Raw genomic sequence first — 24,784 nt, 5'->3', positions numbered from 1 at the left:
GCGAATTTTTTAGTGTGCAAATTTATTAAGAAATGCAATTATAAAACAAAAGTATACAATATACTTTTGCTTTATATCATGGCATATATATCTTTATTTATGTTATCATAATTTAAGATTTTCCTTTTGATCTTTTCATAATTTCCTATATAAAATATCGGAATACCTATCTCGTCACAACCACCAATTAATATATCCCGTAATACTAATTCCTTTAAACTATATTTGTAACAATGGATTTCTCCGCATAATGGACAACGTATATTAAACAGTATTTCCCCGTTAAATATTTTTATACTATTTAAAGAGGTGATTTCTTTATTTAATTCCTTAAGTTTAAAAAAACATGTGCTTCTTATTATATATTTACCACTTTCATTTTTTATTGCAATACTTATTTTAGAATCCAATAACATTTTATCACCTCATACTTCTCTTAAAATCTCTATAAAATAATATTTCTATATGCATTAATAAAATCCTTCAATATTTTTGATATTTTTTGTCCATTTTTATCGATTATTTCCAAAAAAATTAACGACATATATCCATATTGTAGATATACATCGTTAATTATAAAATTATTGATTTAATGCTGCTTTAACAAATTCTCTAAATAACGGATGAGGCCTATTAGGTCTTGATTTTAATTCAGGGTGGAATTGCACTGCAACAAACCATGGATGATCTTTTACTTCAACAATCTCTACCAACCTTCCATCAGGGCTAGTTCCTGAAATAATAAGTCCAGCTTCTATTAAATCTTTTTTATATTCATTATTAAATTCATATCTGTGTCTATGTCTTTCATAAATAATTTCTTCCCCATAAGCTTCAAAAGCCTTACTTTCCTTAGTAAGTTTACATGGATATACTCCTAATCGCATAGTTCCACCTTTTTCGTCTATATCTTTTTGTTCAGGCATTAAATCTATAACTGGATATTTTGTATCAGGAAGTATTTCAGAACTATGAGCTCCTTCATATCCTAATATATTTCTTGCAAATTCTATAACTGAACATTGCATTCCCAAACATATTCCTAAAAAAGGTACATTATTTTCTCTTGCCCATCTTATAGCTTCTATCTTACCTTCTACTCCTCTATCTCCAAAACCTCCAGGCACTAAAACTCCATTTACACCTTTTAAAATTTCATCTACATTCTCCCTATTTACATCTACTGCATTTATCCATCTAACATCTATATTTACGTTGTTAGCATATCCACCATGATTTAAAGATTCTACTACAGATATATATGCATCATGCAACTCTACATATTTTCCTACTAATCCTATAGTTATCTGTTTGTGAATATTCTTTATGCTTCTCACCATTTTGCCCCATTCGGTATTATCTATACTATGACAATCCAACTTCAGTTTCTTGCAAACTAAGCTATCTAATCCTTCCTTATGTAGCATTAGAGGAACCTCATATAAATTTTCTGCATCTAAGTTTTGTATAACGCAACCTTGTTCTACATTACAAAATAGAGCAATCTTATTTTTCAATTCATCTGATATAAATTTTTCAGAACGACAGACAATTATATCTGGCTGTATACCAATTCCTCTTAACTCTTTAACAGAATGTTGTGTAGGTTTAGTTTTAAGTTCTCCAGATTTACCAAGATACGGCACAAGAGTTACATGGATAAAACACACATTTTCTCTTCCAACATCATATTTTATTTGTCTTATAGCTTCAAGAAAAGGAAGTGATTCTATATCTCCAACAGTTCCTCCAATTTCAGTTATTACTACATCTATATTTTTTTCCTTACCTACTCTATAAACTCTTTCCTTTATTTCATTAGTAATATGAGGTATTACCTGTACAGTACCTCCTAAATAGTCACCTTTTCTTTCTTTATTTATAACCGACCAATATATTTTTCCTGTAGTTACATTATTGCTTTTGCTTAAATTTTCATCAATAAATCTTTCATAATGCCCCAAATCAAGATCTGTCTCTGCGCCATCATCTGTTACAAACACTTCCCCATGCTGATATGGACTCATGGTTCCCGGATCAATATTTATATATGGGTCAAACTTTTGTATAGAAACTTTTAATCCTCTATTTTTTAACAATCTTCCTAATGAAGCCGCTGTTATCCCTTTACCTAAAGAAGAAACAACTCCTCCAGTTACAAATATATATTTAGTACTCATATAATTATGTTCCATAAAATAATTCTACAGAACATTACTCACCCCCTATATTAATGTTTATAATATTTTATTAAACAAGGCATTGACAAGCCATTAATTTTATTTTATAATAATAATTACCCTATCATATAAAATGGGATATTTGTATTTTAAAATACACACCTTATAATATCATATCATTAAATTATTTTCCACTACTTTTTTTGTTTTTTATTGTATTTCTTCTATAATATTTTCAGCTTCAAAAAACATTTCCCTTACTTTTTTATTTATTAGAAACTTTTCCTCTGCCTTTTTTAAGTTGTTATTTAATTTTCTTTTATTATCTATTTCAAAATCCTTTGTCAAGCTTTCTATATCCATGCAGTTATACTTTTTTAAAAGCAAAAATAATAGATATTTACATTCCTCGTCTTCTAATATTCTTATTAATTCTTCTCTCTTAATGCCTTTATAGCTACATAGTAGCTCTATTATTTTTTCATACTTAATACTTCTATTAAAATATTTCATTATTTTATAAAGAATTGTTCATTACAATTCCTTTTTCCCTCCTTGTTCTTTTAGTAAGAATTTTACCCGAAAAACTGGTTTTTAAACATGAGTCTAAATAATAAAAGCACAGAGGTATTACCTACTGCGCTTTTATATTAATCTTCAAAAATGTATCTTGGGGTTTCTGACCTGCAACACTCATATGATAATTTACGAATATGTTGCCTCCTTGGTCATCTATATTTATTTTAAGATCTTTTGTATCTATTTTTAATTCTAAAGTACCATAAGGAGTATTATATAATGATACGTCTCCTGATGATTTCTGGAATTCCATTTTAGTAGTAGTGGTTCCCACTCTTATTAAGGAGAATTTATTATCCTTAGAGTTAATTTTAAAAGTGGTTGTTGTGCCTTCCATACCTGATATTTTCGTTTCATCATAAACTACATAATAACAGTTTTCTTTTTTATAGAAACTTCCTGGAGTCACTACCTCAATTGTATCTCCTTCTTGTTTTGACTGCATGCTAGATACTGAAATTAGTGCGTTCTTTTTCATAGAGTTAATTTCACCTCCAACTTATGATATTTGAATAATTGTTGATCATAATATATATTTATTTACTTCATCTTCTGTTGCAGGCTTCACTTCTATATGCTCATCTAGGGGACACATGAATTTTCCATACTTAACTTTTACTAATTCTTCGTCTTTTCCCTTACTATATCTAGCAGTAATCTTTGCAGCAAATTCTATGTCTTCCTCTGTTGGTTCTCCCACTATAATAATCATAGAACCATTAAATTCTTCTGCAAAAAATATAAAGTCTTCCTTATCTAAATACTGCTTAACTTCGTCTCCCTCTATCTGAGTCCTTGTAGATATAATTTTAGCATCTGGTAATATTCTAAAATGTCTTCCATACTTTAATAATTCTAGATCTTTAACACTTGGATTATCTTTATGATTCAATAACTCTCTTAATCTCTTTGAATAGTTTGGCTCTGTAAGTTTACATCCTCCTGCTGGAGAAGGATAATCCTTTATTCCCCAACTCTTTGCTAATTCCATCTGAACTTTTCTGCCTCTTCCTGATATATCCATTAATTTTTCTCTATCTACAAGTCCACTTAACTCCATTTCTGTTGGAGTTAAATTTTTTGCACATAATGGCCTTAATATTTTATCACTAAATCCTGATTCCTTTTTTACTAAATCTAGGGAATGCTTAGTCTGAGACATAGGTCTTTGATTTAGCACTTCTCCAGTTATAATAAAATCAGCATCCATATCTTGTAATAATTTTCCTGTATAGTTAAGCATTAAACTATGACAATCTATACAAGGGTTCATGTTTTTACCATATCCATGTTTCGGATGTTTAACCATACTAAAATGCTCTTTGGAAAAATCCACCACCTTTAAAGGTATTCCAATTTGTTCAGTCATTTTTACCGCATTTTCCTCATTGAAAAAATGAGATTTGAAGCATATACCTATAACTTCTATACCTTGTTCTTTTATTAGTTTAGCAGCCAAAATGCTATCTAAACCTCCTGATATCATTGCTAATGCTCTTGTCATAAAATTCACCTTTCTCTTTTAAAAACAAATTTTACCTTATTCATTTCCTCTATCTACAGCTAACTCTATAAGTTCGTCTATTAACTTAGAATATTCCTTCCCTGAAGCCTGCCATAGCTTAGGATACATACTTATACTAGTAAACCCTGGCAAAGTATTGATTTCATTTAAGTATACTTCTTCTGTATCCTTATCTACTAAAAAATCTACTCTTGACATTCCCTGACAATCTAACATTTTATATATATCTATAGCTAATTTTTTTATTCTTTCTAATCCTTCTTCATTAAATGCAGCTGGTATCAAAAGCTTTGAAGCTTCATTCTGATATTTAGCTTCATAATCATAAAATTCTTTTGCAGGAATAATTTCTCCTGGTACTGCTGCTTTAGGTTCATCATTTCCAAGAACAGCTACTTCAACCTCCCTAGCATTTATAGCTTTTTCAACTAGTATTTTTCTATCATATTTTAATGCTTCTTCCAATCCTTTTATAAGTTCTTCTCTATTATGTGCTTTAGTTATACCAACAGACGATCCACTATTTGATGGCTTTATAAACACAGCATATCCTAGATGCTCTTCTATGCCTTTTATAAATTTATCCTTATTCTTATTATAATCAAATTTATTTACTACCACATATTCTGCTTGTTTTATTCCAAAATTTTCAAGAACATACTTTGTATATACTTTATCCATACATAATGCAGATGATAATACTCCTGGCCCAACAAAAGGTATATTAAGTAATTTACATAGTCCTTGTATAGTTCCGTCTTCTCCGTATAAACCATGCATAACTGGGAATACTACCTCTACTTCCTTGTTAAATAATATATTTTGTCCATTTGGTGTTTTCTGTTTCTCATCTTTTTCCCATAAACCATTTTCTATATTTTCTATTTTCCCATTATATCCGAACCATTTCCCGTCCTTTGTGATACCTATTGGATAAATCTCATACTTAGCTTGGTCAATATTTTTCAATACTGATGCTGCAGACACTCTTGACACTTCATGTTCAGTAGATTGTCCACCAAAAAGTATAGCTATTTTTTTCTTCATTATTAATCTCTCCTCACAAATTATATAAATCTAATTGTTGGGATGTTATTAACCCATCGCAACAATTAAATCATGAGTATATTATAATGTGATTAAAATTACCCATTCAAATATAAGTTTAATTTTTTTTAATGATTTAATCAACAACTTTTATTTATTTCATAATATTTTTCTGATAGCTACTCTCCTAGACAAACTTTTTCCCTAAAATCCAAGAAATAAAACTCTCAAAAATCTCTTAATAAGATTCAGATGGAGCAAGTAGTTCTCTTAAACAAACTCCATCTGAATCTAAAAATAACTTGATATTACATTGTAAGTTGACCATTAGGAGTATTTATTATTTGAATAATTCTTTGCTCAAAACCAGTTTCTGCATTTATATAAACTATAAACTGCTCATTATTATAACTACCTGAAAATTCATAGCAAAGAACTTCTTTATTAGTTTCTGTAGGAACTATAGCTAACTTAGTAGAATTAACTTTTAACTTCTTTCCAACCCTTTTTCTAGCTTCCTCTATAGTTATTTTAGGTTTAGGAATTTTCCTTCTCTCAACATGGGAAACTAAATATTTTTCTGATTCTACACCTATTATACTGCCATCATCTAATGCAATTTTAAGTTTTACTTGATCTGGATATATTATAACATTATCTTGCCTATATACATAACTAATAACTTCTACATTTCCATAATTCAAAGAATACATAGGTATCATATTTTTATATCCTAGATTATTCAAATAAGCTATTCCATTTTTAATGGCCTGATCTCTTTTAATTTTAGCTGATCCAACACTTTTATTATCAAGTAAGTATACGACTTTACCACCATGATTACTTATTTCACAAGCAACTACATCATTTTTCTTATTTCTTCCTTTCATGTAAACATCAAATGAATATGTAGGTATTCTAGTATTTGCTTTTTCTTCTCTTATTTTTATGGATTCTATTTTATTCGCACCTATAACCTTTTTCACTATACTTTCTGCTTCTTTCTGAGATACAGCTTTTTGAGAATTAACCTTAGGTGTTATTTCTAGAATATTATCTGAAAAAGGGCCATCATATATTAAAGCAGGATATTGAGCTACTTGCTTTTGTATTCCTTTGAATTTTTCAGCTAATCCCTCTGGTTTATTTTGAGCAAACACTCCACTAACTTTTTTTCTTATATCACCCCATCTAACTCTTCCCTCATTAATTTCATTCGATATTCCTTTTAGATTAGCCTCTAGTTGAAATGATCTATTTTTTAAACTATCAATAGTTTTATAGTCCTTTTCACTTAATTGTTTTCCTTCAGAAGATACCTTCCCTAATGTATAACAAAAATCCCCCACTTGAGATAAAAACTTACTGGAATTTTCCAAAGTATCTTGTGCAATAGGTAAAGAATGTAACTTATCATTAGCCATAGATGCATGCCTAAATATCTCCTCAAATACTACTATGCTTTGCTCTCTCGAACCAACTATTGCTGCCTTTCCTAAGTTAACTCTTATATTTTGTACAGAGTCAATTAGTTCATACATATTTTTGCTATACTGTGCTTGTAAATAATTTCGATAGTCTGTTCTTTCTAGCGTCATGAGTATTGCAAAGGTTGATGAAAATACAACTATTAATGTTACTATGGTAGTATAAACTATTCTCTTTTTTGTCATTTTCATAGCAATTCCTCCCACATATTTCTTGTATTATTATTTGTAATAATTACATTAGTTATTCACTAGAGTTAACAAGATTCTTAAATATTTCTGAATTTTTTTATAAACAATATATATTATGTCAATTTTTAGGTTATACTATTTAATATAATGTTAAATAATTTTAAAACCTTATATTTTTATTTAAAATAGTGTACAATATTTATTAACTGAGTTTTCCTACAAAGTATAAACAGCTTTAAATATGAAAGGGGAAACAATAATTCATGAAAGCATTAATATTTTCAGTTTCTGCCGGCGGAGGCCATAGCCGAGCTGCAGAAGCACTAAAAGATTATATTTATCTTTATAATCCTAATTCCGATGTAAAAATAATAGACACACTAAGGTACATAAATCCAATTATTGATAAAGTAATCATCGGGAGCTATTTAAAAACAATAAAGGTAACTCCATCACTATTTGGTAAATTATACGACTACTCTGAGACAGATTATGGTCTAGCTACAATTAGCTCAAAATTTAATGAAATAATGACATATAGACTTTTACCATTAATAAAGGAGTTTAAACCTGATATATTGATAGCAACACATCCTTTTCCAACGGAAATGCTATCTATATTAAAAATAAAGCACAAAACAGAGTTACCTACTATGTCAATACTTACAGATTATGCTCCACATAGTTTTTGGCTTCATCCTTATATTGATGCATATATTGTTTCAAATTCAGATATGATACCTGAAATGGTTTCAAGGGGTATACCTAAAAATACAATCTATGATATAGGCATACCAATAAGCCCCAATTTTTTTACAGAATATGATAGAAAAAAAACATTAGAAGAAATACAATTTCTGCCCGATCGAACTACAATATTAATAATGGGCGGAAGCCTTGGCATGGGTAAAATAGATTCTATTTATGAAGAGTTATTAGAATTAGAAAATGATATACAAATTATTGTGATAACAGGAAACAATAAAAAACTTTACTATGAGTTAATGAAATATCAAAATATATCTACAGAAACTAAAAAGACCTATATAATAGGTTTTACAGATAAAGTTAATAAATATATGCAAGCTTCAGACCTTCTTCTTACTAAACCTGGTGGTCTTACTATAACTGAGGCACTCATATGCAAGACACCTATTGGGATATTTTCACCCATCCCAGGTCAAGAAGAAAAAAATGCTGAATTTCTTATAAAACATAATTTAGCTATAGATTTAAGTCATGATAAAAGTATAAAAGGTACCATGGAAAATCTTCTTTCAGATCCAGATAATTTACTCACTCTAAAAGAAAACTGCGGAAAATTTGCAAAACCTTTTGTAGGAAAAGATATTTATGATATTATACTAAAACTTATAAAAAAAAATGAATATGTTAATACTATTTTTAATGAAGAATGTATAAACAAAATGCAATCTAGCAACATGCTAAAATAAAAAATGATATAAAAAATCCAGATGGTTCTGGATTTTTTATATCATTTTTATTTAAATATATTTTCTGCTATTTCAAGTATTTTAAATTTCATTTTTATTTTTTTATCTTTGTTGTAATTAACTTTATCATTTTCTATTCTATTATCTATAGCTTTATATTCATTTTCTGTAAGTACACTTTTCATTTCTTTTTCTGTTTCATTATATGCTATCTGTCCTTTTGTTATATCTATAAAACATAATGGCGGAAACATAACACACCACCAATTCTGTCCTTCACCTTTTCCTATTATTATTCTATATGCCTCATACTTTCCTTGAGGCAAGCTTACATTTCCATAAGTTTTCACAGGGAAATTTTCGTAGGATAGTGTTGTGTTTACACTATAATCATATCCATTCTTTTTTATTATTTTATTTGCTATTTCCTTAATAGCTCTATCATTGTTTTTTATAATCTTTCTTGATTCGTCTATACTTTTGGATTTCTGTAATTTAGGCGATATGTATTGTAATATACTATCCTTTACTTCTAATTTTAATTTTTGATCATATACCATGTCGCTATTAGCTATAACATGAAACCTTATAAGTTTATTAGCTATATGTTTCTGTTGAATGCTTGTCTTTACTTTTGGCAAACCCAAACTTATAGAAACAATAATAAATATAATAGTAATAATAGTCATTAATTTTTTCATCTTAAATATCCCCCTTATTATTAAATCCTTAACCACTATTGACTATTATTACCATTTAATATTAATATATACACTTTAAAAAATTATTTAATTGCTCCTATTCTTCTCACATGAGTATTTACATTAACATTTATTACAGCATTCTTATATATCTCATCCCAATCCTTTTTAACCTTATTCCAAGTCTTAGGTTCATACTTTTCTACATGTTCCCTAAATCCTATTAAATCCATTGAATATTTATTTTGTGTAACCTTTATTACTTTTTCCATTTCATCTTTTAAAGCCTTATTAAAGCCGTCCTCTATTTTCGATATAGTTTGAGGAGATAGCAATTCTTTGCCTAGATAATATTCTTTTATCTGACCTTCTAGCTCAATATTTATATTAAATGTTAATTTATTATCCTTACTATCCATAGTTATTTTTCTTTCCATATCATCTATTTCAAAATCTATAGGATGCCCCCCTTCATATATTACTTTCTTACCTCCTTTAAATTTGCCCCTTAATATTTTAATGTCAGCAGTTTCTGTAGGCGACAGTATACCTTTAAATACATAATTTTTTATTAAACAAGTTCCTGCTAATTTAATTTCATTTTTTTCCTTATCTATGGTTAAACTTGGTATGATGCTATTACCGTTTTCGTCCAAATTCATCAAGAACTGATTTAAATCAGTTGGTATGACACTGCTATTTCTATTGCTATTTTCTATAAGTCCCTGTATGTACTCTTGTGTATTTTTTTCTAGATTAGGCTTATACTTTATATAGTCCTCTACTTTCCCTTCGGCCATTACTACTAAAGTATTTCTGTTTAAAGATGGTTGTCTTTGCAAATAATCCAATACTTCTTTAACCGCTTCAGGATAACCAAAAAAGTTATTACCCATTATAAGTAGTTTAGAATGTCCAAAACTAATATTTCTACTACTTTTAGCAGTAGCTTTAGTAAATGCATCTTCCATAGAATATGCATCTACATTTATACTTTTCTGCTCAGCCACGCCCTCCTTCTGTGGACCGAGTTGGCTTATATCCGGAAAACCGTAGGTTATATTCAACCTTTTAACATTGTTATCTGAAAATGCTTCATTAGGATTTAGTTTTTTTAACTCCTTTTCCTTTGAGATCTCCTGCCCAGCATCTATACCTATGGTAGAGACAAATATCCTTCTATCAATTTCTACTTTATCCCAACATCCGGTGGTGAACATGCAACATATCAATATTAATATAACTTTTTTCAGCTTCATAACATTTTCCTGAAAAATCATTCAGGATTTTTTCCTCCTCCTTTCCTAGGAGATGGCATAAGCAATAATACTACAGGTATAATTATCAAGTTAATTAGGAAAAAAATATTTCCATACCTAGTACCTAAAGAATATACTTCTGCTACATTGTTAGGATATAAAGCAATTAAATATATGAATGGAACTATTATAGCAGAAGACAATTTTATGTCCTTAAGCTTCAATACCTTCTTTAACAGATCTGCAGCAAAATAATAATGATTTGTAAAAGTAGTAAAATAGAAAATCACCCATATACTCATTATTATTCCTTCCCATCTTTCTATAAAGGACCCTGGAATATTTATGTACTTTATCATAGTAATCACGGGCCATAGCAATATCTTAGTTTGATTTTTTCCAAAAACAGATACAACTAAAATAAATACTGCCGCATAAAATACTGTTATAAATAACATGCTCTTAAAAGCTACCTTAGCTACATTTTTCTTATCCTTTAAAAAAGGAATTATAAGTAATAATATCTGAAAACCTGCAAACCTATTTACACCAGCTATAGTACCCTTTACATAATTATTAGGTGGACTATTTAAGATAGGTAATATATTAGTAAAATCAGCATCATATACTGAAAGTACAAGAACTAAAATAACAGGTATAAACATTAACCAAAAGCTTATTTCATTAAATTTTATTAAATTATCTATTTCTCCTCTAACAAGATAGGTACCTGCTAGAATTGTTACTACAAATATAAATTCTGTTGGAGTCTTTTCTAAAAGATATAACTTTATTTCTTCTGTAAATACTCTTAATCCCATAGATATAAAAAAAATACTGTACCATATTAAACTTAAAGCTACTAAAATACCAATAACTTTTCCAAACCTGCTTTTAAGTATCTCATATGTATGCGAATAGTCATTTTTTTTCTCTACTTTGCAAATAAAATATATTAACGTATAAACTATAACTCCGCTTAAAAATATCACTAACCATCCATCTCCGCCTACTAAATTCGCAAGCTCACTAGGATATGAAAAAACATTAACTCCTATTACTGTTACCACTAAGGTAGCAAACAATCCATATGAAGAAATAAACTCCTTATTGTTCAAAAAGATTCACCTCCTATTGTCATTACTACTTCTGCCTAACCTTATCTTCTGTATTCATGTATCTAGGTCTATTTTTTAATCGTCTTAATGGTGCTCTTATAAACATATCTTTCAGATCACTCTTATTAAAATTAACTAATGGAGCTAGGTAAGGTATGCCAAAACTTTTAAGTCTTATTATATGTATTAATACTAGAATAAGACTTAGCATTATTCCATACAATCCCATAATGGAAGCAGCTATTATTAACAAAAATCTTATAAGTCTAAATGCTGATGTAATTTCATAATTAGGTGTAGTAAAACTAGTTATAGCTGTAATAGAAACAATAATTATCATTATTGGACTTACAATACCTGCACTTACAGCTGCCTGCCCTATTATCAATCCACCAACAATTCCAATGGTAGCACCAATTGGCCTAGGTAACCTAACTATAGATTCCATAAGTAATGCTAAACTTATCTCCATTATTATTGCTTCCACAAAAGCTGGAAAAGGAACTCCTTCTCTAGAAGCCGCTATAAAATAAGCTAATTTTGTTGGTATAATGGAGGGATGAAACGATGTTACTGCTACATATATTGCAGGCAGCATCAAAGATAATATAATTGAAATGACTCTAATTATTCTTAATGTGGAGCCATAAATCCACCTCTGATAATAATCATCAGGTGATTGAAACAAATTAGGCAAAGTAGTTGGAACAATTAATACAAAAGGCGAATTATCAACTAAAATAGCTACTCTTCCTTCATATAAAGCTGCTGAAACTACATCAGGTCTTTCTGTACTTTGAATTTGAGGAAAAGGCGACCACTTATTATCTTCAATTAGTTGTTCCACATATCCACTATCTAAAATAGCATCAATCTCTATTTCCTCTAATCTTTCAAAAACCTTTTTTACTATTTTGTCATCTGCAATATCATCTATATACATTACAATCACATCACTTTTAGACCTCACCCCTAAAGTTTTAGGGATCATTTTTAATCTAGTATCTCTTATTCGTCTTCTTATTAGTGCTGTATTAAATCTTATGGTTTCTGTAAAACCATCTCTACCTCCTCTTAATACTGTTTCCCTTGACGGCTCCGATACTCCCCTAGCAGGCCAAAACCTAGTTGCTATTACATAGCATACGTCCATACCATGAAAAAGCATCATAGTATCTCCTGCTAATACTGCATTTACAGCTTCATCTAACTTCTTTACTTCCCTTAAATCTGATACAGTTAATATTTTATCTTTAACATCCTCTATCTTTATCTCTTTTCTATTGAGCATTAAACTTTCCAATACAAAATTGTCTAATAATATTTTATCTACCATACCATCTACATACATAATTAAAGCTTTTGTATCTTCTACGTAAAACTCCCTATAGACTATATCTGAATTATCCTTTAACAGATTTTTCAAATATTCTATATTATCATCTATATTTGCAGATATAACTTTCCTTATCTCTTCCTTCATAAATATATCACTTCCTATTCCCCATATAATTAATATAATTTGTTAGCTATTAAGTACATAAGAAAGGAAATAATAATTTCGCTACTTCCTATAACTTTAGCTGTTCTAGCTGTTCTATTCATTCCTGCTCTCTTAAAACTTTTATAGTCTATAAAAGAAGTTATAAGTCCTTGTATAATTACTAGAATCAATAAATATTTATCAAAAAGACCTATTATGTTCATCAAGCATCACCTTAACCTTTATAATTCCTACTTATTTTTTACATATAAAAATTAATTATTCATGAATAGTATGCAATTATAAAATAATAACTCTCTCAAAAGCATATTCTTGCCTTTGAAAGAGCTATTCATTTTATCCTTATTAAATTAATTATATTGTTCTTGTAATAAAAACTTGATTATATTTTAATTTCATATGATCATAGTATTTTTGAGCAAAATACATATCCTGAAAAAAACCGAATATGGTAGACCCACTTCCACTCATTAAGGCTCCTAGTCCTTTAAAGTTTAGTACCTCTTCTTTTATAAAATTTAATTCCGGATACCTTTCTACTGTAACATTTTCTAGCACATTTACCATATTGGAACAAACTGATTTTAAATCATTATTTTCAACTGCCTTTATCATAATCTCTATATTAGGATGATTTAAAACACTTTTATTATCAATTTCTTTATAAACTTCTTTAGTAGAGACTCCAAAGTTAGGCTTTACCAATACTAATATATGATTTCTAAAAGGCTTTAGATGAGTTATTATTTCTCCAATACCCTCACAAAGCGCTGTACCACCATAAATGCAATAAGGTACATCTGCTCCTAATTTCACTCCTATATTAGCTAATTCACAATCTGATACTTTTGGTTTAAATATATCTCTCATAGCTTTCAAAACAGCTGCTCCATCAGTACTTCCCCCTGCTAATCCTGCTTCCACAGGTATATTCTTTTCTATATATATATCTACTCCTTCTTTTATATCATATGATTTTATAAAAAGCTCCGCTGCCTTATATGCTATATTTCTATTATCTACTGGAATTGTATCTATACTACACTTAAGATTAATACCTTCTTTGCCTTTTTCTACCCTTACTACATCATATAAATCTATGTTTTGCATAATCATTTTTAGAAGATGATATCCATCTTCTCTTACCCCGGTTACATCTAATGATAAATTTATTTTAGCATAAGCCTTTAATTCCATAATAAACCTCCTGACTATTAAGTTAATTATAACTGTTTGGCCTAAAACACTAGTTTAAAAAATAGTATAATACATAAAAAAAATAAAAGCTATACACTTTAATAAGTATAACTTTTATTTAAAAAAATCTATTTGACTATGCCAATGCTTCATTAGAGCTTTTATTTAATCTATTCATTTCTTCTTTTACTATTGTTAATAGTGGTTCATATTCTTCAAAGAATATTATAATTAAATCTCCTTTTCTAGAAGTCTCTATAGCCTTTTTCAATGCATTTCTCTCATCCAGTATTATGCTAACATTTTTTTTGTTAAATCCTCCCTTTAGCACACCACATTCTAATAACTGTGCTACTTCACCATCTCTTCTATTTCTTTTATCTCCATCTTCTTTAATATAAATTTGATCAAAATTTTTTGCTGATATCTCACCTATTTCCAGTATATCATCATTTTTTCTATCTCCAGGTACTCCTATTATGCCAATTAACCTCTTATAATCTAATGCTCTTAGTCCTTCTAATACAGCTTTATATCCCTCTGTATTATGACCATAGTCTAATATTACAGTAACATCTTTAAGTTTATACATATTAAATCTTCCTGGATTATGTTCTTCATCAAGATAAAAGCTTTGCATTCCTTTTCGTATAACTAAATAATCTATTCCTAATCCTATTAACGCTGCACAAGCTGCCATAGCATTTTCTATGTTATATTTCAACTTTCCTTCTAGAGTAATTTTAATATCTTTTATTTTTATCAAGGGAACTATATTATCATCCTTCTCAACATATATAACATCCTTCCATGTGTATATGCCATATCCTCCATTTTTAACATTTTCTCTAAGATATGGGTTATCCTTATCTTTAGAAAATAGTGTAACATTACCCTTTGCCCTATTTAATATTTTCATACTCATAGTATCATCAGCATTTAATACAGCATAACCTTTCTCCTTAATAGCTTCAACTACCAAAGACTTCACAAAAGCTAATTCTTCTAAAGTATTTATGTTATCTATACCTAAATGGTCTGAAGTTATATTAGTTATAATTCCTATATCAGCTAAATCATAAGCAAGCCCTTTTCTTATTATTCCTCCTCTAGCCGTCTCTAATACAGCTGCTTCTACTTCTTTATTATTTAATATAGTCATAGCACTATCATACCCTGTAGTATCTCCCTTGACTATGCAAGAATTATTTACGTATATTCCTCCTGTAGTAGCCATACCAGTTTTATATCCTGCTAAAGATAAAACATAAGATATTAATCTCGTTGTAGTAGTTTTTCCATTAGTTCCAGTAACAGATACTACAGGAATTTGATTGGATATATCCTTTAGCAACATATCTGCTATGGCTCCTCCAACATTTCTACTACTTCCTTGGTAAGGGTGCTCATGCATCCTTATACCAGGTGCTGCATTAACTTCTATAATAACCCCATCCATTGGCTTTGTTATATCTGTACAACAAACATCTATACCACATATATCAAGTCCAATTGCTTTTGCAGCTCTCTTACATATTTCAACGTTTTCTTTACAAATATCATCAGTATAATCTATAGCTATTCCACCAGTTGATAGATTCGCATTCTCTCTTAATACAATTTTTTGTCCTTTTTCAGGTATAGAATTAAGCGAATAGGAGCTCTTCCATATATAATTAATTAATTCCTCATTTATTTTAATTTTGGTTAAAGGTTTCTCATGTCCATCCCCTCTTCTCTCGTCGGAATTCAACTTATGAATAAGCTGTATTATACTACTTTCCCCATCACCAATAACATATGGAGAAATTCTTTCTGATACAGCTACAACCTCATAATCCACTAAACATACTCTATAATCTTTCCCTTGTATATGTTTTTCTATAATAATATCACTATATTGCTTTAAAAGTGTTTTATAAGCCTGAACCAATTCTTTCTCATCCCTCAAGTTAACAAAAACACCCTTGCCTTGGTTTCCATATCTTGGTTTAAGGACCACTGGATAGCCTATTCTTTCTGCCTCTAAAAGCATTTGAACAGGACTTATTACCTGTAATCCATCGGCTACAGGTATATATTGATTAAATAATATTTTCTTGGTTAAAAGTTTATCGCAAGCTATATCTATAGCTATACCACTCGTATTACCACTTATAGTTGCTTCTATCATCTTTGAGGCACTTCCATATCCCAATTGAAAAATACTTTCATGACCTATCTTTAATATGGGAATTCCCTTCTTTTTTACCTCGCTAATTATTGCCAAAGTACTTGGTCCTAATTCTTCTCCTTTTAAAATCTCCTTTAACTTTGATATAGCCTCTTCCATATTAAATTCCTTTTTACTTATTAAAGAATTTATTATCTTTATAGCAATATTTCCCGCCTCAATAGCAGTGTTTTTATATTTATATTCATATATAATATAATAAATATCTCCATTTATCTCTCTAGCCTTCCCATAAGCTGCTTCTATCCCTATTGTATTTTGTAGTGCAATTACTATATGCTCGCAAATATGAGCAAGATAAGTTCCCTCTTTTAATCTTTTAATGAATCCCATATCCTCATCTATACCACATCTATGTTCTTTTAATTTAGGTATAAGATTTACTAATCCTTCATTAAACCCATCTATAGAATTGCTTGGAATATCACTAAATCCCTCCAAATCAACTTCCATTCTTATACAAGGCTTATGGCAATATATATTTCTTCCCTCAAAATACTTAAAGTTTAAAGCTTTCATTTTCTAAGGTGTCCTCCTATTTAAATCAAATTTGTCATCTTTTTTTAGTACATGCATTTTTATATTGAATATTGATAATATTTCATTTTGATTTTGTTCAGAAACATTTGTATCAGTTATTTCACTCCCATCTATAACATATACTGCTCCAGAACCTATTACCTTAAATTGAGCCTTATTATTTACAACTATAGCTGTGTCTTCATCTATTCCAATTCCTATACTTTGAGGATTTTCTGCTATGCCTACAAGAATTCTGCCTATTCTACCTCTCTGTGCAAAATGTTGATCTATTATTACACCTTTAATTAATCCTAACCCTGGTGCCATCTTTAAAGTACATTTCTTTGGAGACTCTTCATCTGGTCCAGTTACTATCATAGTATCACTCATTGCAGAAGCTCCTGCCGAAGTACCTACATATGTACAGCCACTTTCATAGCTTTCTTTCATAGCTGTATATAAACTGGTTCCTCCTAATAAGCTAGTAATCCTTAGCTGATCTCCGCCAGTAAAGAAAACTACTGCAGCTTTATTAATTAACTCTATATTATAATTATCAAAAGCATCCTTCCTTTCTCTTACATTAAGTATAGAGATATGGCTCACACCTAGGTTTTGAAATATGTTTTTATATTGAAAGCCCAACTCTTCTGGCACTCCAGAAGCTACTGTGGCTACAACAATCTCATCAGTTTCTTTATTAATTTTGCTGCATACTTCCTTCAGTATACTTTTCTCTCCTTCTTTATCTTCTGCCCCACCTATTATTATTAGATCTCCTTGTAACTTTTCTTCCAAAAAAAACACCTCTTTTCATAGGTATTTTTTATTTTTACCATTTTTATAAGTATTATACACAATGATAAAAAAAGCCTGCAGTTCATTCACCGCAGGTTTTATTTCTTATAAACAGGCTCTCCCAGGTATTATTAACTTTTCTCCTAATTTAACACCATCTGGATTCTCTATATTATTTACTTTTATTAGATTTTCCACTGTAGTAAAGTACTTCTTTGCTATTTTCCATAAAGTATCTCCGTTTTGTACAACATAGATAGTAACGCTAGACTTCTTTTTTGGTATTTCACCCTCTATAGGTGAAATATCTACTAAAAATTCCTTTGGCATAATATAATTTACTCTTGCATATATCTGCACAACAGCCTTTATAGCTATATTACCAGCTTCTATAGAAGCATCTATACTTTCTAAAAAAGCCTTTGCTATACTCTGCATCTGAATCTTGCATCCTGATAAATCTACAGGACAAGTAAATGGTATCTCTTCAGAAATACTACATATATACTTATCCTCATCCCTTGTCTTATACATAACATCCACATTTAATACGCCCTCTACTATGACCTTATCTTCTACTATTCTTTTTTCTGTAATACACACCTTTCCTGAGCACATTACTATTTCTGATATCTTAGGCTCATCCTTATCAAGTTCTATATCTCCTTTTACTATCTGTTCACCTTTAGCTTGCCCATGAACTACATTCAGCTTATAATCCTCTTTCTTCATTTCCATAGAAACAGATGGAGAATATGCATCTTGAATTATATCCATTTCTTCTTTATACATTACTCTTGTAGCTGCTTTTATTAGAGCCTCTACATCAATTATCCTATTTTCGCCCAATTCATTATCTTTTATATTTATTTCCATAGCATCTACTCTAAAATCAGTGTAGCTTTCCATATTTGGAGTAATTCCTTCATAATCAACTTCTTTACTAATATCTACATCCTCTTGTAGCGCTATTATATCCCTTGTATCTTTTCCTTTGTATAATATATTTATAAGAGCTGCCGCTTCTATCACAATTTTGTTTTCTAAAACATTAATATCTTTTTTGTGAATATTAATATCACATTTAAGTATACTACCTATTTCAGGTTTATCATTGGATACTTTTATGGGACATTTTGCTATCATATCTGTATTAATAGTTCCTACTATTTTATCTACTTCCATGGGGTTCTTTAACATTTGTATATCTTCTGAATTTGTAATGTCTTTTATTATTTCGAAGTTATAATTCCTGTATACTTCTGCCTTTAGCTTTATTACTCCTTCTACAGCAACCTTTCTTTCATTAATTATATTACATTCCATATGTTCGATATAACAATCATGTTCACAATCCATATTATGTTCAGCTCCAGACACCTCAACATAATTGGAAAACTTTCCAATATAATTTACATTATAAACTGCCATTTTCTCTTCTTCTTTAGCTAAATAGATAATGTTATATTCTATTTGCCCGTCCAAATAAACCTTATCCTTCATAACTTCCTTATTTACTATAAATGGTTTGGAATCAACGGTTAAAATTTTTATAACGTCTGGATGAGTATCAGGTATTAAATATTCAGCTTTAATAATAGTATCACAAGTACTTTCGCCAAGAAGCTGTTCACATTCTATATTCTCTCTAATTAACTCTATAGCCATATTCATATTCCCTCCTATTATAAACCTACTATCTATTTATATAATTTATTTAGGGAAAATATGATTGATCTTTAATATTTTTTTATAATTATATTAAAATATTAAAATAACTATTTTACAACAAAATTCATCATTTTTCTAAAAAATCATGATATAATCTTTCATTTTATTATTATTATTGTTGTTGACATGTGAAATATTTTGGCGTATTATAGGACTTGGTTGTTGACCATATAACCTCTCATAAATTCTCAATACCCTTTTATACCATAGTTGAAAGATGGAACCCACCATCTTTCTTTTTTATCCCATGACTACCCTCTCTAATACTCCCATCTTCTTTAAAGTGGAGGATAAAGAGCAGTCACATTCCTAGATAACGATTTTCCCTAAAGGATAACTCCTTGGAAGTCTGTTAATAAACTTCAGTGGGAATAAAATTCCCTATGAAGGCAAGAACTCTGTTTACTTAAAAATTATGTATACAAAAATAGCAGTACCTAAATGGTACTGCTTTATTAAGCATAAACTAATTGAACTGTCTTTGTTAATACATCAGAATAACTATATGTCACTGTCCTTTGGGTGTCATTCTCCAATCTTATCACAAATATACTAGGGTAAGTTTTCTCTATTGTCCCCTTATTTACAAAGGTCTTCCTTCTTCCCCCATTAGCTTTAAGAGTTACGCTTTCTCCAACATGGCTTTCTATATCTCTTTTTATCGAAGCCAATACATTTCCTCTTTCCACAGTAAACACCCTCTTTCCACATTTTAATTATATATCATAATATATTAAATGTCAACCAAACTTTTAATTTTATATTTATTTTAACGATTTGTCAATATGGATATTACTTCAAAAGATAAATATTTTAAAACGTATACATTATTTATATAGAAATATCTAACTCCAAGCTATTATTCCCCATTCTTTTGATATATATTCAAATTCATAGCAAAAATCCTGCTATGTTTAAATTAACCAACATAGCAGGATTTTTGCTATGAATATTGAGATTTAGGAAATCCTTCTCTATATTTCCCTCTTGTTTGAAGCCCTCCTATTCCCTTTGATCCACTTATAGTATTTTCAAGAGCTTCCTTTATAGCTACTACCTTCTCAATATTAGTATAAGCTACTTTCTCACATACAAATACTGGATCCAAGCAATGAATAAGTACTCTACTAGGGGAACTTGCAAAATTGGCACCTGCATCTAATATAGCCTCATAGTGAGATTGACAAGCACCCGCAAAAATAACTAGATTATCATAACCCGGTTCATAATTTCTAAGTTCTGTTACAGTTTCTATAAAATATTTTGAATTTCTATAGTTTTTTAAATCCATATAATCTTTAGTTCCTTTAGCTACTGCATCATGACCTGTTATGACTACAATGTCAGGTTTTACTGCTTTAACTATATCTAAAACTTGTTTAGGCTGATCCTTCTCAGCAATAACCTTTCCAACAGCTTCTAGTGCTAATTGTTTATATACCTTAAGGCATACATCTAAATATTCAGCATCTCCATCTACATGAAGTATTTTTCCAGGTCTTCCAAAAGCCAATTCCTTTTTTTCATTTACACCCGCAGACCTAGTGACCACAGACCTAGTATAATTCTTAATGTCACTTCTATTTATCAATATCTTTTTTATTGAGGTATTTATTTTTCTACTAAATACTTGTTCATATTGAGTACATTTTCCTTCTGAAATAAGTTCTAGGTCATCGGCTGAAGAATCTGCTATTATTCTTAAGTTTATCCCTTTAAGAGTATATATATACCCATCTCCTGTATATTTTATATCTATTATTCTAAATGTAATATCCTTACCATAAGATTTTCTTACAACTATATCTCCTACTTCCATAAAATCATCCTCATATAAAAACTCATGGTATATAATATGACCATCCCCATAATTAAGTGCAAAATAATTGGCATGTACTACCTATTAAGTATTACATGCCTTAATATTTATTCCTCTTGACTATATATTCCCTTAAATTCATCAATGAATTTAATATACTTATCCTGTTCAGCTATCAATTCCTCCATCTTATTATTAAATGTATTTATTGGCCAATTTACTTCGTTATAATAATATCTATTTGCTAATCTCCAATATCTTTGAGGAAATAATAAAAATGCAAATAAAACTCTATAATCATCATCACTAAGAGGATATATCTTGTTATAAGAATCTAATATCAAATTACCAATCTCTATATTCCAATCTACTCTTTTTAAAACCTTTATCATAAATGATGATACATCATATGCCCTAACTTCTCTCTTACAATAGTCAAAATCAATTACATTGACACAATTATCCTCATCAATAATTATATTATGATAAGTATAATCATGGTGGCAAAAACTTTTTTCTTCTTCTGCTATTCTACATAGCTCATCATATTTAGAATCTTTCAATACCTTTATTGCCCTTTTACCTAACTCTTTGTAAAATTGCACTGATTTTATATAATTCATCTCAAAATTATTCTTGTTGTTCCTTTTTCTTGCCGTATCTCTCATTTTATCTAGAGCTCTTACCCTTTTCTCCATAAGATGAGGCCATCTTCCTAAATCAGTTTTAAGCTTACTATTTTCAGGAGGTTCATATCCCCTTGAAGCTAAGTGCATATAAGCCAAATTTTCTGCAGCTATTACTAAATCCTCTTTATTCCTAAAATCCGCCTCTCTTCCTTCCAGCCACTCCGAAAGAGTATAAATATCGTCATTTACAATTGCATAAGGATGGCCTTCAGTATTTAGAAAATATTTATCAACTCTTGTAAATCCTTGAGCCATAAGATGTTCCTTAGCTCCATATACAAATAAAAGCTTTTGTATTCCATAATTAATTTTCTTTAAACACCTCATTCCTTTATTAGTTTTTAATAAATAAACACCTCTATTAGGCTTTAGGCTTTCAATTTTAATATCAAATTGTCTTTCAATTTCAAATTCTCTCATCATAGCAATCACCTCCTTATAATTTATATGTATCACATATGTTTTTTAGAAGATAACTTATATTCTTGTAATAAAGTTATTTATTAACACTTTTAGCCTTATATTAATATAATGAAATATAATTAGTTTATGAAAGGAACCTTCTTATGAAAATAGGAATAGATGGCAGAGCAGCTAATTGGTATAGAGGTACTGGCATAGGTACTTATACTTATCAATTAATAAAACATATTAACAGGATAGATTCCGCCAATGATTATATGATCTTTATGCCTAATAATTGTAATAACATGATAGATTTCAACAAAAATTTCTCTATAGCAGAAATAACCAAAAATATGAAAAACAACTTTTGGGATGAAGTAAATATACCAAATATATTAAAAGATAAATATATAGACCTATACCATGTACCACAAAATGGAATAGGAATTCCAGAAAATAAGAAATGTGCCTTTGCCATAACATTACATGATGTAATCCCTTATAAAATGCCTGAAACCTCTAGCGAAAGATACCTAAAGCTTTTTAATGAAACTTTACCTAATGTCATTTCTAACTGTGATGGAATAATAACAGTATCAAATTATTCGAAAAATGATATTATAGAAGCTTTTAACTTCCCTAAAGATAAAATTTTTGTCACTTATCTAGCAAGTGAAGATATATATGCTCCCATAGATAAATGTATATGCAAAAATCTTATAAAAGAACATTATTCCATTAGTGAGGATTATATATTGTATGTAGGTGGTTTTAGTCCTAGAAAAAATATAATAGGTCTTATCGAAGCGTTTAGCATACTTTTAAATCTATATAAAAGTGACATAAAATTAATCATAGCAGGCAAACAAGGTAAATCCTATGCTTTATATAAAAAGCGTTGTGAAGAACTTCATATTGAAGATAAGGTAATATTTCCTGGATTTATTCCATTAGAACATTTACCATACTTTTATAATGGATGTGAAGCTTTTGTATATCCTTCCTTTTATGAGGGTTTTGGATTACCGCCAGTAGAAGCTATGGCTTGCGGAGTACCCGTTATTGCTTCTAATACTACTTCAATCCCAGAAGTGGTTGATGACGCAGCCTTACTTATAGATCCATATAATATTGACGATATATGTGCTTCAATGTACAGAATTCTCTTAGATAAAAAATTGAGAGATTCTTTGGTTTTAAAAGGCTTAGTCAGATCTTCCGAATTAAATTGGGATAAAACTGCCAAAGGTACTATAATTGCTTATAATAAAATAATTAATAGTTAAAAAAAAGCCAATAGATTTTTTATTTATCTATTGGCTTTAAATTATAATACGTCTTCAAATCCTCTTAAAAAGTCTATTCTAAACTCTTCTGCTGATATTTTCTTTTTCATTTTATCTACAAAAGTTTCTTCAGTCCAATCTTTTCTTCTAGTGTAATAGTCTTTTACTATACTATAAAAATCTTCCGGGAAAGTTAACATAGCATATAACACAGCTAACTCTCTCTTATCCAAAGGATTTATATTGGAATACTCTTTTAATATGCTTTTTCCTTTCTCTATATCGAAAGCATAATTTTTAATTGCCTTAGTTATAAAATTGCATAAATCATGTACTCTTAGATCCACTATGGCATAATCGAAATCTATAAAATATGCTTCTTCCCCTTTTATAATTATATTATGGTGAGCTAAATCATGATGACAAAACACTACTTTATTCTCTTCACCACACAATTTATAATATGAGGAATTCTCCAGTAACTTTATACTTTTCTTTATCTCCTCAATGTAGTAATCTACTTTATTTAAAAACATATCGTCAAAATCACTTTTATGTTCATTAATGCTCGCTACAGTCTTAAATACCTTAACTTCATTTAATCTTCTTTTGAAGTTATTTATTAGTTTACCACTATTATATCTACTAGATAATGTTCCTTTAAATCCCTCTCCAGCTAAGTGAAGTTCTGCTAATCCTTTTGTTGCTATACCTAAGTCTATCGGATTGTTATAGTCACTTTCCCTTCCTTCTACTAAATCTATCATGCAATATATATCATCATTCAATACAGTATATATTTTTCCATCAAAAGTTTTAGAAAAATTCATGGTTCTATTGAATTTATTATTTATATATTTTATGCCATCATATATAAATAACAGTTCTTCTTTACTATAACTAATCTTTTTTAGCACTTTGTTTCCTTTATCTGTGCTTACTACAAATATACTTCTTAATGGATAAATATCATAAGGCTTTACATTAAATCTATAAAATAAATTTACATCTAAATCATATTGTGCCAGGAACTGCTTGTCATCACATATTACATTCAT

The 24,784-nt window shown here is 29.3% G+C and carries 22 protein-coding genes; 2 read left to right on the top strand and 20 right to left on the bottom strand.

Annotation, left to right across the window (positions count from 1 at the left end; all coding sequences use genetic code 11):
- Window positions 1–71: 71 nt before the first annotated feature.
- From T514_RS0104265 to ypeB, 7 genes are all read right to left on the bottom strand, one after another.
- Window positions 72–416: a hypothetical protein gene (locus T514_RS0104265; RefSeq protein WP_027623655.1), complete on the bottom strand. Its 345-nt coding sequence runs from the start codon at window positions 414–416 to the stop codon at window positions 72–74.
- A gap of 165 nt (window positions 417–581) precedes the next feature.
- On the bottom strand, window positions 582–2,180 hold the full coding sequence (locus T514_RS0104260) for a CTP synthase (protein ID WP_027623654.1): 1,599 nt from the start codon (window positions 2,178–2,180) through the stop codon (window positions 582–584).
- A 210-nt stretch (window positions 2,181–2,390) separates the two neighbouring features.
- Complete coding sequence (locus T514_RS0104255; protein ID WP_027623653.1) at window positions 2,391–2,693, bottom strand: hypothetical protein; 303 nt, start codon at window positions 2,691–2,693, stop codon at window positions 2,391–2,393.
- A 121-nt stretch (window positions 2,694–2,814) separates the two neighbouring features.
- On the bottom strand, window positions 2,815–3,237 hold the full coding sequence (locus T514_RS0104250; protein WP_027623652.1) for a YwiB family protein: 423 nt from the start codon (window positions 3,235–3,237) through the stop codon (window positions 2,815–2,817).
- A 45-nt stretch (window positions 3,238–3,282) separates the two neighbouring features.
- Window positions 3,283–4,263, bottom strand: coding sequence for a DUF814 domain-containing protein (locus tag T514_RS0104245; protein WP_027623651.1), 981 nt, complete (start codon window positions 4,261–4,263; stop codon window positions 3,283–3,285).
- 36 nt (window positions 4,264–4,299) lie between these two features.
- On the bottom strand, window positions 4,300–5,331 hold the full coding sequence (locus T514_RS0104240; protein ID WP_027623650.1) for a D-alanine--D-alanine ligase family protein: 1,032 nt from the start codon (window positions 5,329–5,331) through the stop codon (window positions 4,300–4,302).
- 308 nt (window positions 5,332–5,639) lie between these two features.
- Entirely contained in the window at window positions 5,640–7,010 is a 1,371-nt protein-coding gene (gene ypeB / locus T514_RS0104235; RefSeq protein WP_027623649.1) for a germination protein YpeB, read from the bottom strand.
- A 263-nt stretch (window positions 7,011–7,273) separates the two neighbouring features.
- Between ypeB and T514_RS23780 the strand changes: the two genes are divergently transcribed.
- Entirely contained in the window at window positions 7,274–8,464 is a 1,191-nt protein-coding gene (locus T514_RS23780) for an MGDG synthase family glycosyltransferase (protein ID WP_034868154.1), read from the top strand.
- A 47-nt stretch (window positions 8,465–8,511) separates the two neighbouring features.
- Here the strand turns inward: T514_RS23780 and spoIIR are convergent, their stop codons facing one another.
- The 12 genes from spoIIR to T514_RS0104170 all read right to left on the bottom strand — a co-directional run bounded on the left by spoIIR (window position 8,512) and on the right by T514_RS0104170 (window position 22,458).
- Window positions 8,512–9,165, bottom strand: a complete 654-nt coding sequence (gene spoIIR / locus T514_RS0104225) for a stage II sporulation protein R (RefSeq protein ID WP_027623648.1) — start codon at window positions 9,163–9,165, stop codon at window positions 8,512–8,514.
- 83 nt (window positions 9,166–9,248) lie between these two features.
- Complete coding sequence (locus tag T514_RS26910) at window positions 9,249–10,445, bottom strand: Ger(x)C family spore germination protein (RefSeq protein ID WP_051541775.1); 1,197 nt, start codon at window positions 10,443–10,445, stop codon at window positions 9,249–9,251.
- Entirely contained in the window at window positions 10,442–11,542 is a 1,101-nt protein-coding gene (locus tag T514_RS26905; RefSeq protein WP_027623646.1) for a GerAB/ArcD/ProY family transporter, read from the bottom strand. The genes T514_RS26910 and T514_RS26905 overlap by 4 nt, the downstream gene beginning before the upstream one ends.
- A 25-nt stretch (window positions 11,543–11,567) precedes the next feature.
- A complete protein-coding gene (locus T514_RS0104210) occupies window positions 11,568–13,025 on the bottom strand; it encodes a spore germination protein (protein ID WP_027623645.1) in 1,458 nt (485 codons plus the stop codon).
- 29 nt (window positions 13,026–13,054) lie between these two features.
- The gene (locus tag T514_RS0104205) at window positions 13,055–13,249 is read right to left on the bottom strand and encodes a CLC_0170 family protein (RefSeq protein WP_027623644.1); all 195 of its coding nucleotides are present in this window, start codon (window positions 13,247–13,249) and stop codon (window positions 13,055–13,057) included.
- A gap of 151 nt (window positions 13,250–13,400) precedes the next feature.
- Entirely contained in the window at window positions 13,401–14,243 is an 843-nt protein-coding gene (ispE, locus tag T514_RS0104200) for a 4-(cytidine 5'-diphospho)-2-C-methyl-D-erythritol kinase (RefSeq protein ID WP_027623643.1), read from the bottom strand.
- Window positions 14,244–14,379: 136 nt separating this feature from the next.
- Window positions 14,380–16,995 carry a cyanophycin synthetase gene (gene cphA / locus T514_RS0104195; RefSeq protein WP_027623642.1) on the bottom strand — a complete coding sequence of 872 codons (2,616 nt, stop codon included), beginning with the start codon at window positions 16,993–16,995 and terminating at the stop codon, window positions 14,380–14,382.
- Between the two features lie 3 nt (window positions 16,996–16,998).
- A complete protein-coding gene (locus tag T514_RS0104190; protein WP_027623641.1) occupies window positions 16,999–17,796 on the bottom strand; it encodes a cyanophycinase in 798 nt (265 codons plus the stop codon).
- A gap of 105 nt (window positions 17,797–17,901) precedes the next feature.
- Window positions 17,902–19,464: a DUF3794 and LysM peptidoglycan-binding domain-containing protein gene (locus T514_RS0104185; RefSeq protein WP_027623640.1), complete on the bottom strand. Its 1,563-nt coding sequence runs from the start codon at window positions 19,462–19,464 to the stop codon at window positions 17,902–17,904.
- A 518-nt stretch (window positions 19,465–19,982) separates the two neighbouring features.
- On the bottom strand, window positions 19,983–20,216 hold the full coding sequence (locus tag T514_RS0104180; protein ID WP_027623639.1) for a Veg family protein: 234 nt from the start codon (window positions 20,214–20,216) through the stop codon (window positions 19,983–19,985).
- 254 nt (window positions 20,217–20,470) lie between these two features.
- Window positions 20,471–21,346, bottom strand: coding sequence for a sporulation peptidase YabG (gene yabG, locus T514_RS0104175; protein ID WP_027623638.1), 876 nt, complete (start codon window positions 21,344–21,346; stop codon window positions 20,471–20,473).
- Window positions 21,347–21,453: 107 nt separating this feature from the next.
- On the bottom strand, window positions 21,454–22,458 hold the full coding sequence (locus T514_RS0104170) for a CotS family spore coat protein (RefSeq protein WP_027623637.1): 1,005 nt from the start codon (window positions 22,456–22,458) through the stop codon (window positions 21,454–21,456).
- A 143-nt stretch (window positions 22,459–22,601) separates the two neighbouring features.
- On the opposite strand from T514_RS0104170, the gene T514_RS0104165 reads away from it, so the two are divergent.
- On the top strand, window positions 22,602–23,726 hold the full coding sequence (locus T514_RS0104165) for a glycosyltransferase family 4 protein (protein WP_027623636.1): 1,125 nt from the start codon (window positions 22,602–22,604) through the stop codon (window positions 23,724–23,726).
- 41 nt (window positions 23,727–23,767) lie between these two features.
- Here the strand turns inward: T514_RS0104165 and T514_RS0104160 are convergent, their stop codons facing one another.
- Window positions 23,768–24,784, bottom strand: coding sequence for a CotS family spore coat protein (locus T514_RS0104160; RefSeq protein WP_027623635.1), 1,017 nt, complete (start codon window positions 24,782–24,784; stop codon window positions 23,768–23,770).

Source organism: Clostridium lundense DSM 17049 (genome assembly GCF_000619945.1).
GTDB classification, from domain to species: domain Bacteria; phylum Bacillota; class Clostridia; order Clostridiales; family Clostridiaceae; genus Clostridium_AO; species Clostridium_AO lundense.
The sequence above is the reverse complement of the archived record's forward strand: the minus strand, read 5'-3'. Positions and strand labels throughout refer to the sequence as shown.

Excerpts from the sequence above, each read along its gene's own strand:
- T514_RS0104265 (WP_027623655.1), bottom strand. The coding sequence starts at position 416 with ATGTTATTGGATTCTAAAATAAGTATTGCAATAAAAAATGAAAGTGGT.
- T514_RS0104260 (WP_027623654.1), bottom strand. The coding sequence starts at position 2,180 with ATGAGTACTAAATATATATTTGTAACTGGAGGAGTTGTTTCTTCTTTA.
- T514_RS0104255 (WP_027623653.1), bottom strand. The coding sequence starts at position 2,693 with ATGAAATATTTTAATAGAAGTATTAAGTATGAAAAAATAATAGAGCTA.
- T514_RS0104250 (WP_027623652.1), bottom strand. The coding sequence starts at position 3,237 with ATGAAAAAGAACGCACTAATTTCAGTATCTAGCATGCAGTCAAAACAA.
- T514_RS0104245 (WP_027623651.1), bottom strand. The coding sequence starts at position 4,263 with ATGACAAGAGCATTAGCAATGATATCAGGAGGTTTAGATAGCATTTTG.
- T514_RS0104240 (WP_027623650.1), bottom strand. The coding sequence starts at position 5,331 with ATGAAGAAAAAAATAGCTATACTTTTTGGTGGACAATCTACTGAACAT.
- ypeB (WP_027623649.1), bottom strand. The coding sequence starts at position 7,010 with ATGAAAATGACAAAAAAGAGAATAGTTTATACTACCATAGTAACATTA.
- T514_RS23780 (WP_034868154.1), top strand. The coding sequence starts at position 7,274 with ATGAAAGCATTAATATTTTCAGTTTCTGCCGGCGGAGGCCATAGCCGA.
- spoIIR (WP_027623648.1), bottom strand. The coding sequence starts at position 9,165 with ATGAAAAAATTAATGACTATTATTACTATTATATTTATTATTGTTTCT.
- T514_RS26910 (WP_051541775.1), bottom strand. The coding sequence starts at position 10,445 with ATGATTTTTCAGGAAAATGTTATGAAGCTGAAAAAAGTTATATTAATA.
- T514_RS0104210 (WP_027623645.1), bottom strand. The coding sequence starts at position 13,025 with ATGAAGGAAGAGATAAGGAAAGTTATATCTGCAAATATAGATGATAAT.
- T514_RS0104205 (WP_027623644.1), bottom strand. The coding sequence starts at position 13,249 with ATGAACATAATAGGTCTTTTTGATAAATATTTATTGATTCTAGTAATT.
- ispE (WP_027623643.1), bottom strand. The coding sequence starts at position 14,243 with ATGGAATTAAAGGCTTATGCTAAAATAAATTTATCATTAGATGTAACC.
- cphA (WP_027623642.1), bottom strand. The coding sequence starts at position 16,995 with ATGAAAGCTTTAAACTTTAAGTATTTTGAGGGAAGAAATATATATTGC.
- T514_RS0104185 (WP_027623640.1), bottom strand. The coding sequence starts at position 19,464 with ATGGCTATAGAGTTAATTAGAGAGAATATAGAATGTGAACAGCTTCTT.
- yabG (WP_027623638.1), bottom strand. The coding sequence starts at position 21,346 with ATGGAAGTAGGAGATATAGTTGTAAGAAAATCTTATGGTAAGGATATT.
- T514_RS0104170 (WP_027623637.1), bottom strand. The coding sequence starts at position 22,458 with ATGATGAGAGAATTTGAAATTGAAAGACAATTTGATATTAAAATTGAA.
- T514_RS0104165 (WP_027623636.1), top strand. The coding sequence starts at position 22,602 with ATGAAAATAGGAATAGATGGCAGAGCAGCTAATTGGTATAGAGGTACT.
- T514_RS0104160 (WP_027623635.1), bottom strand. The coding sequence starts at position 24,784 with ATGAATGTAATATGTGATGACAAGCAGTTCCTGGCACAATATGATTTA.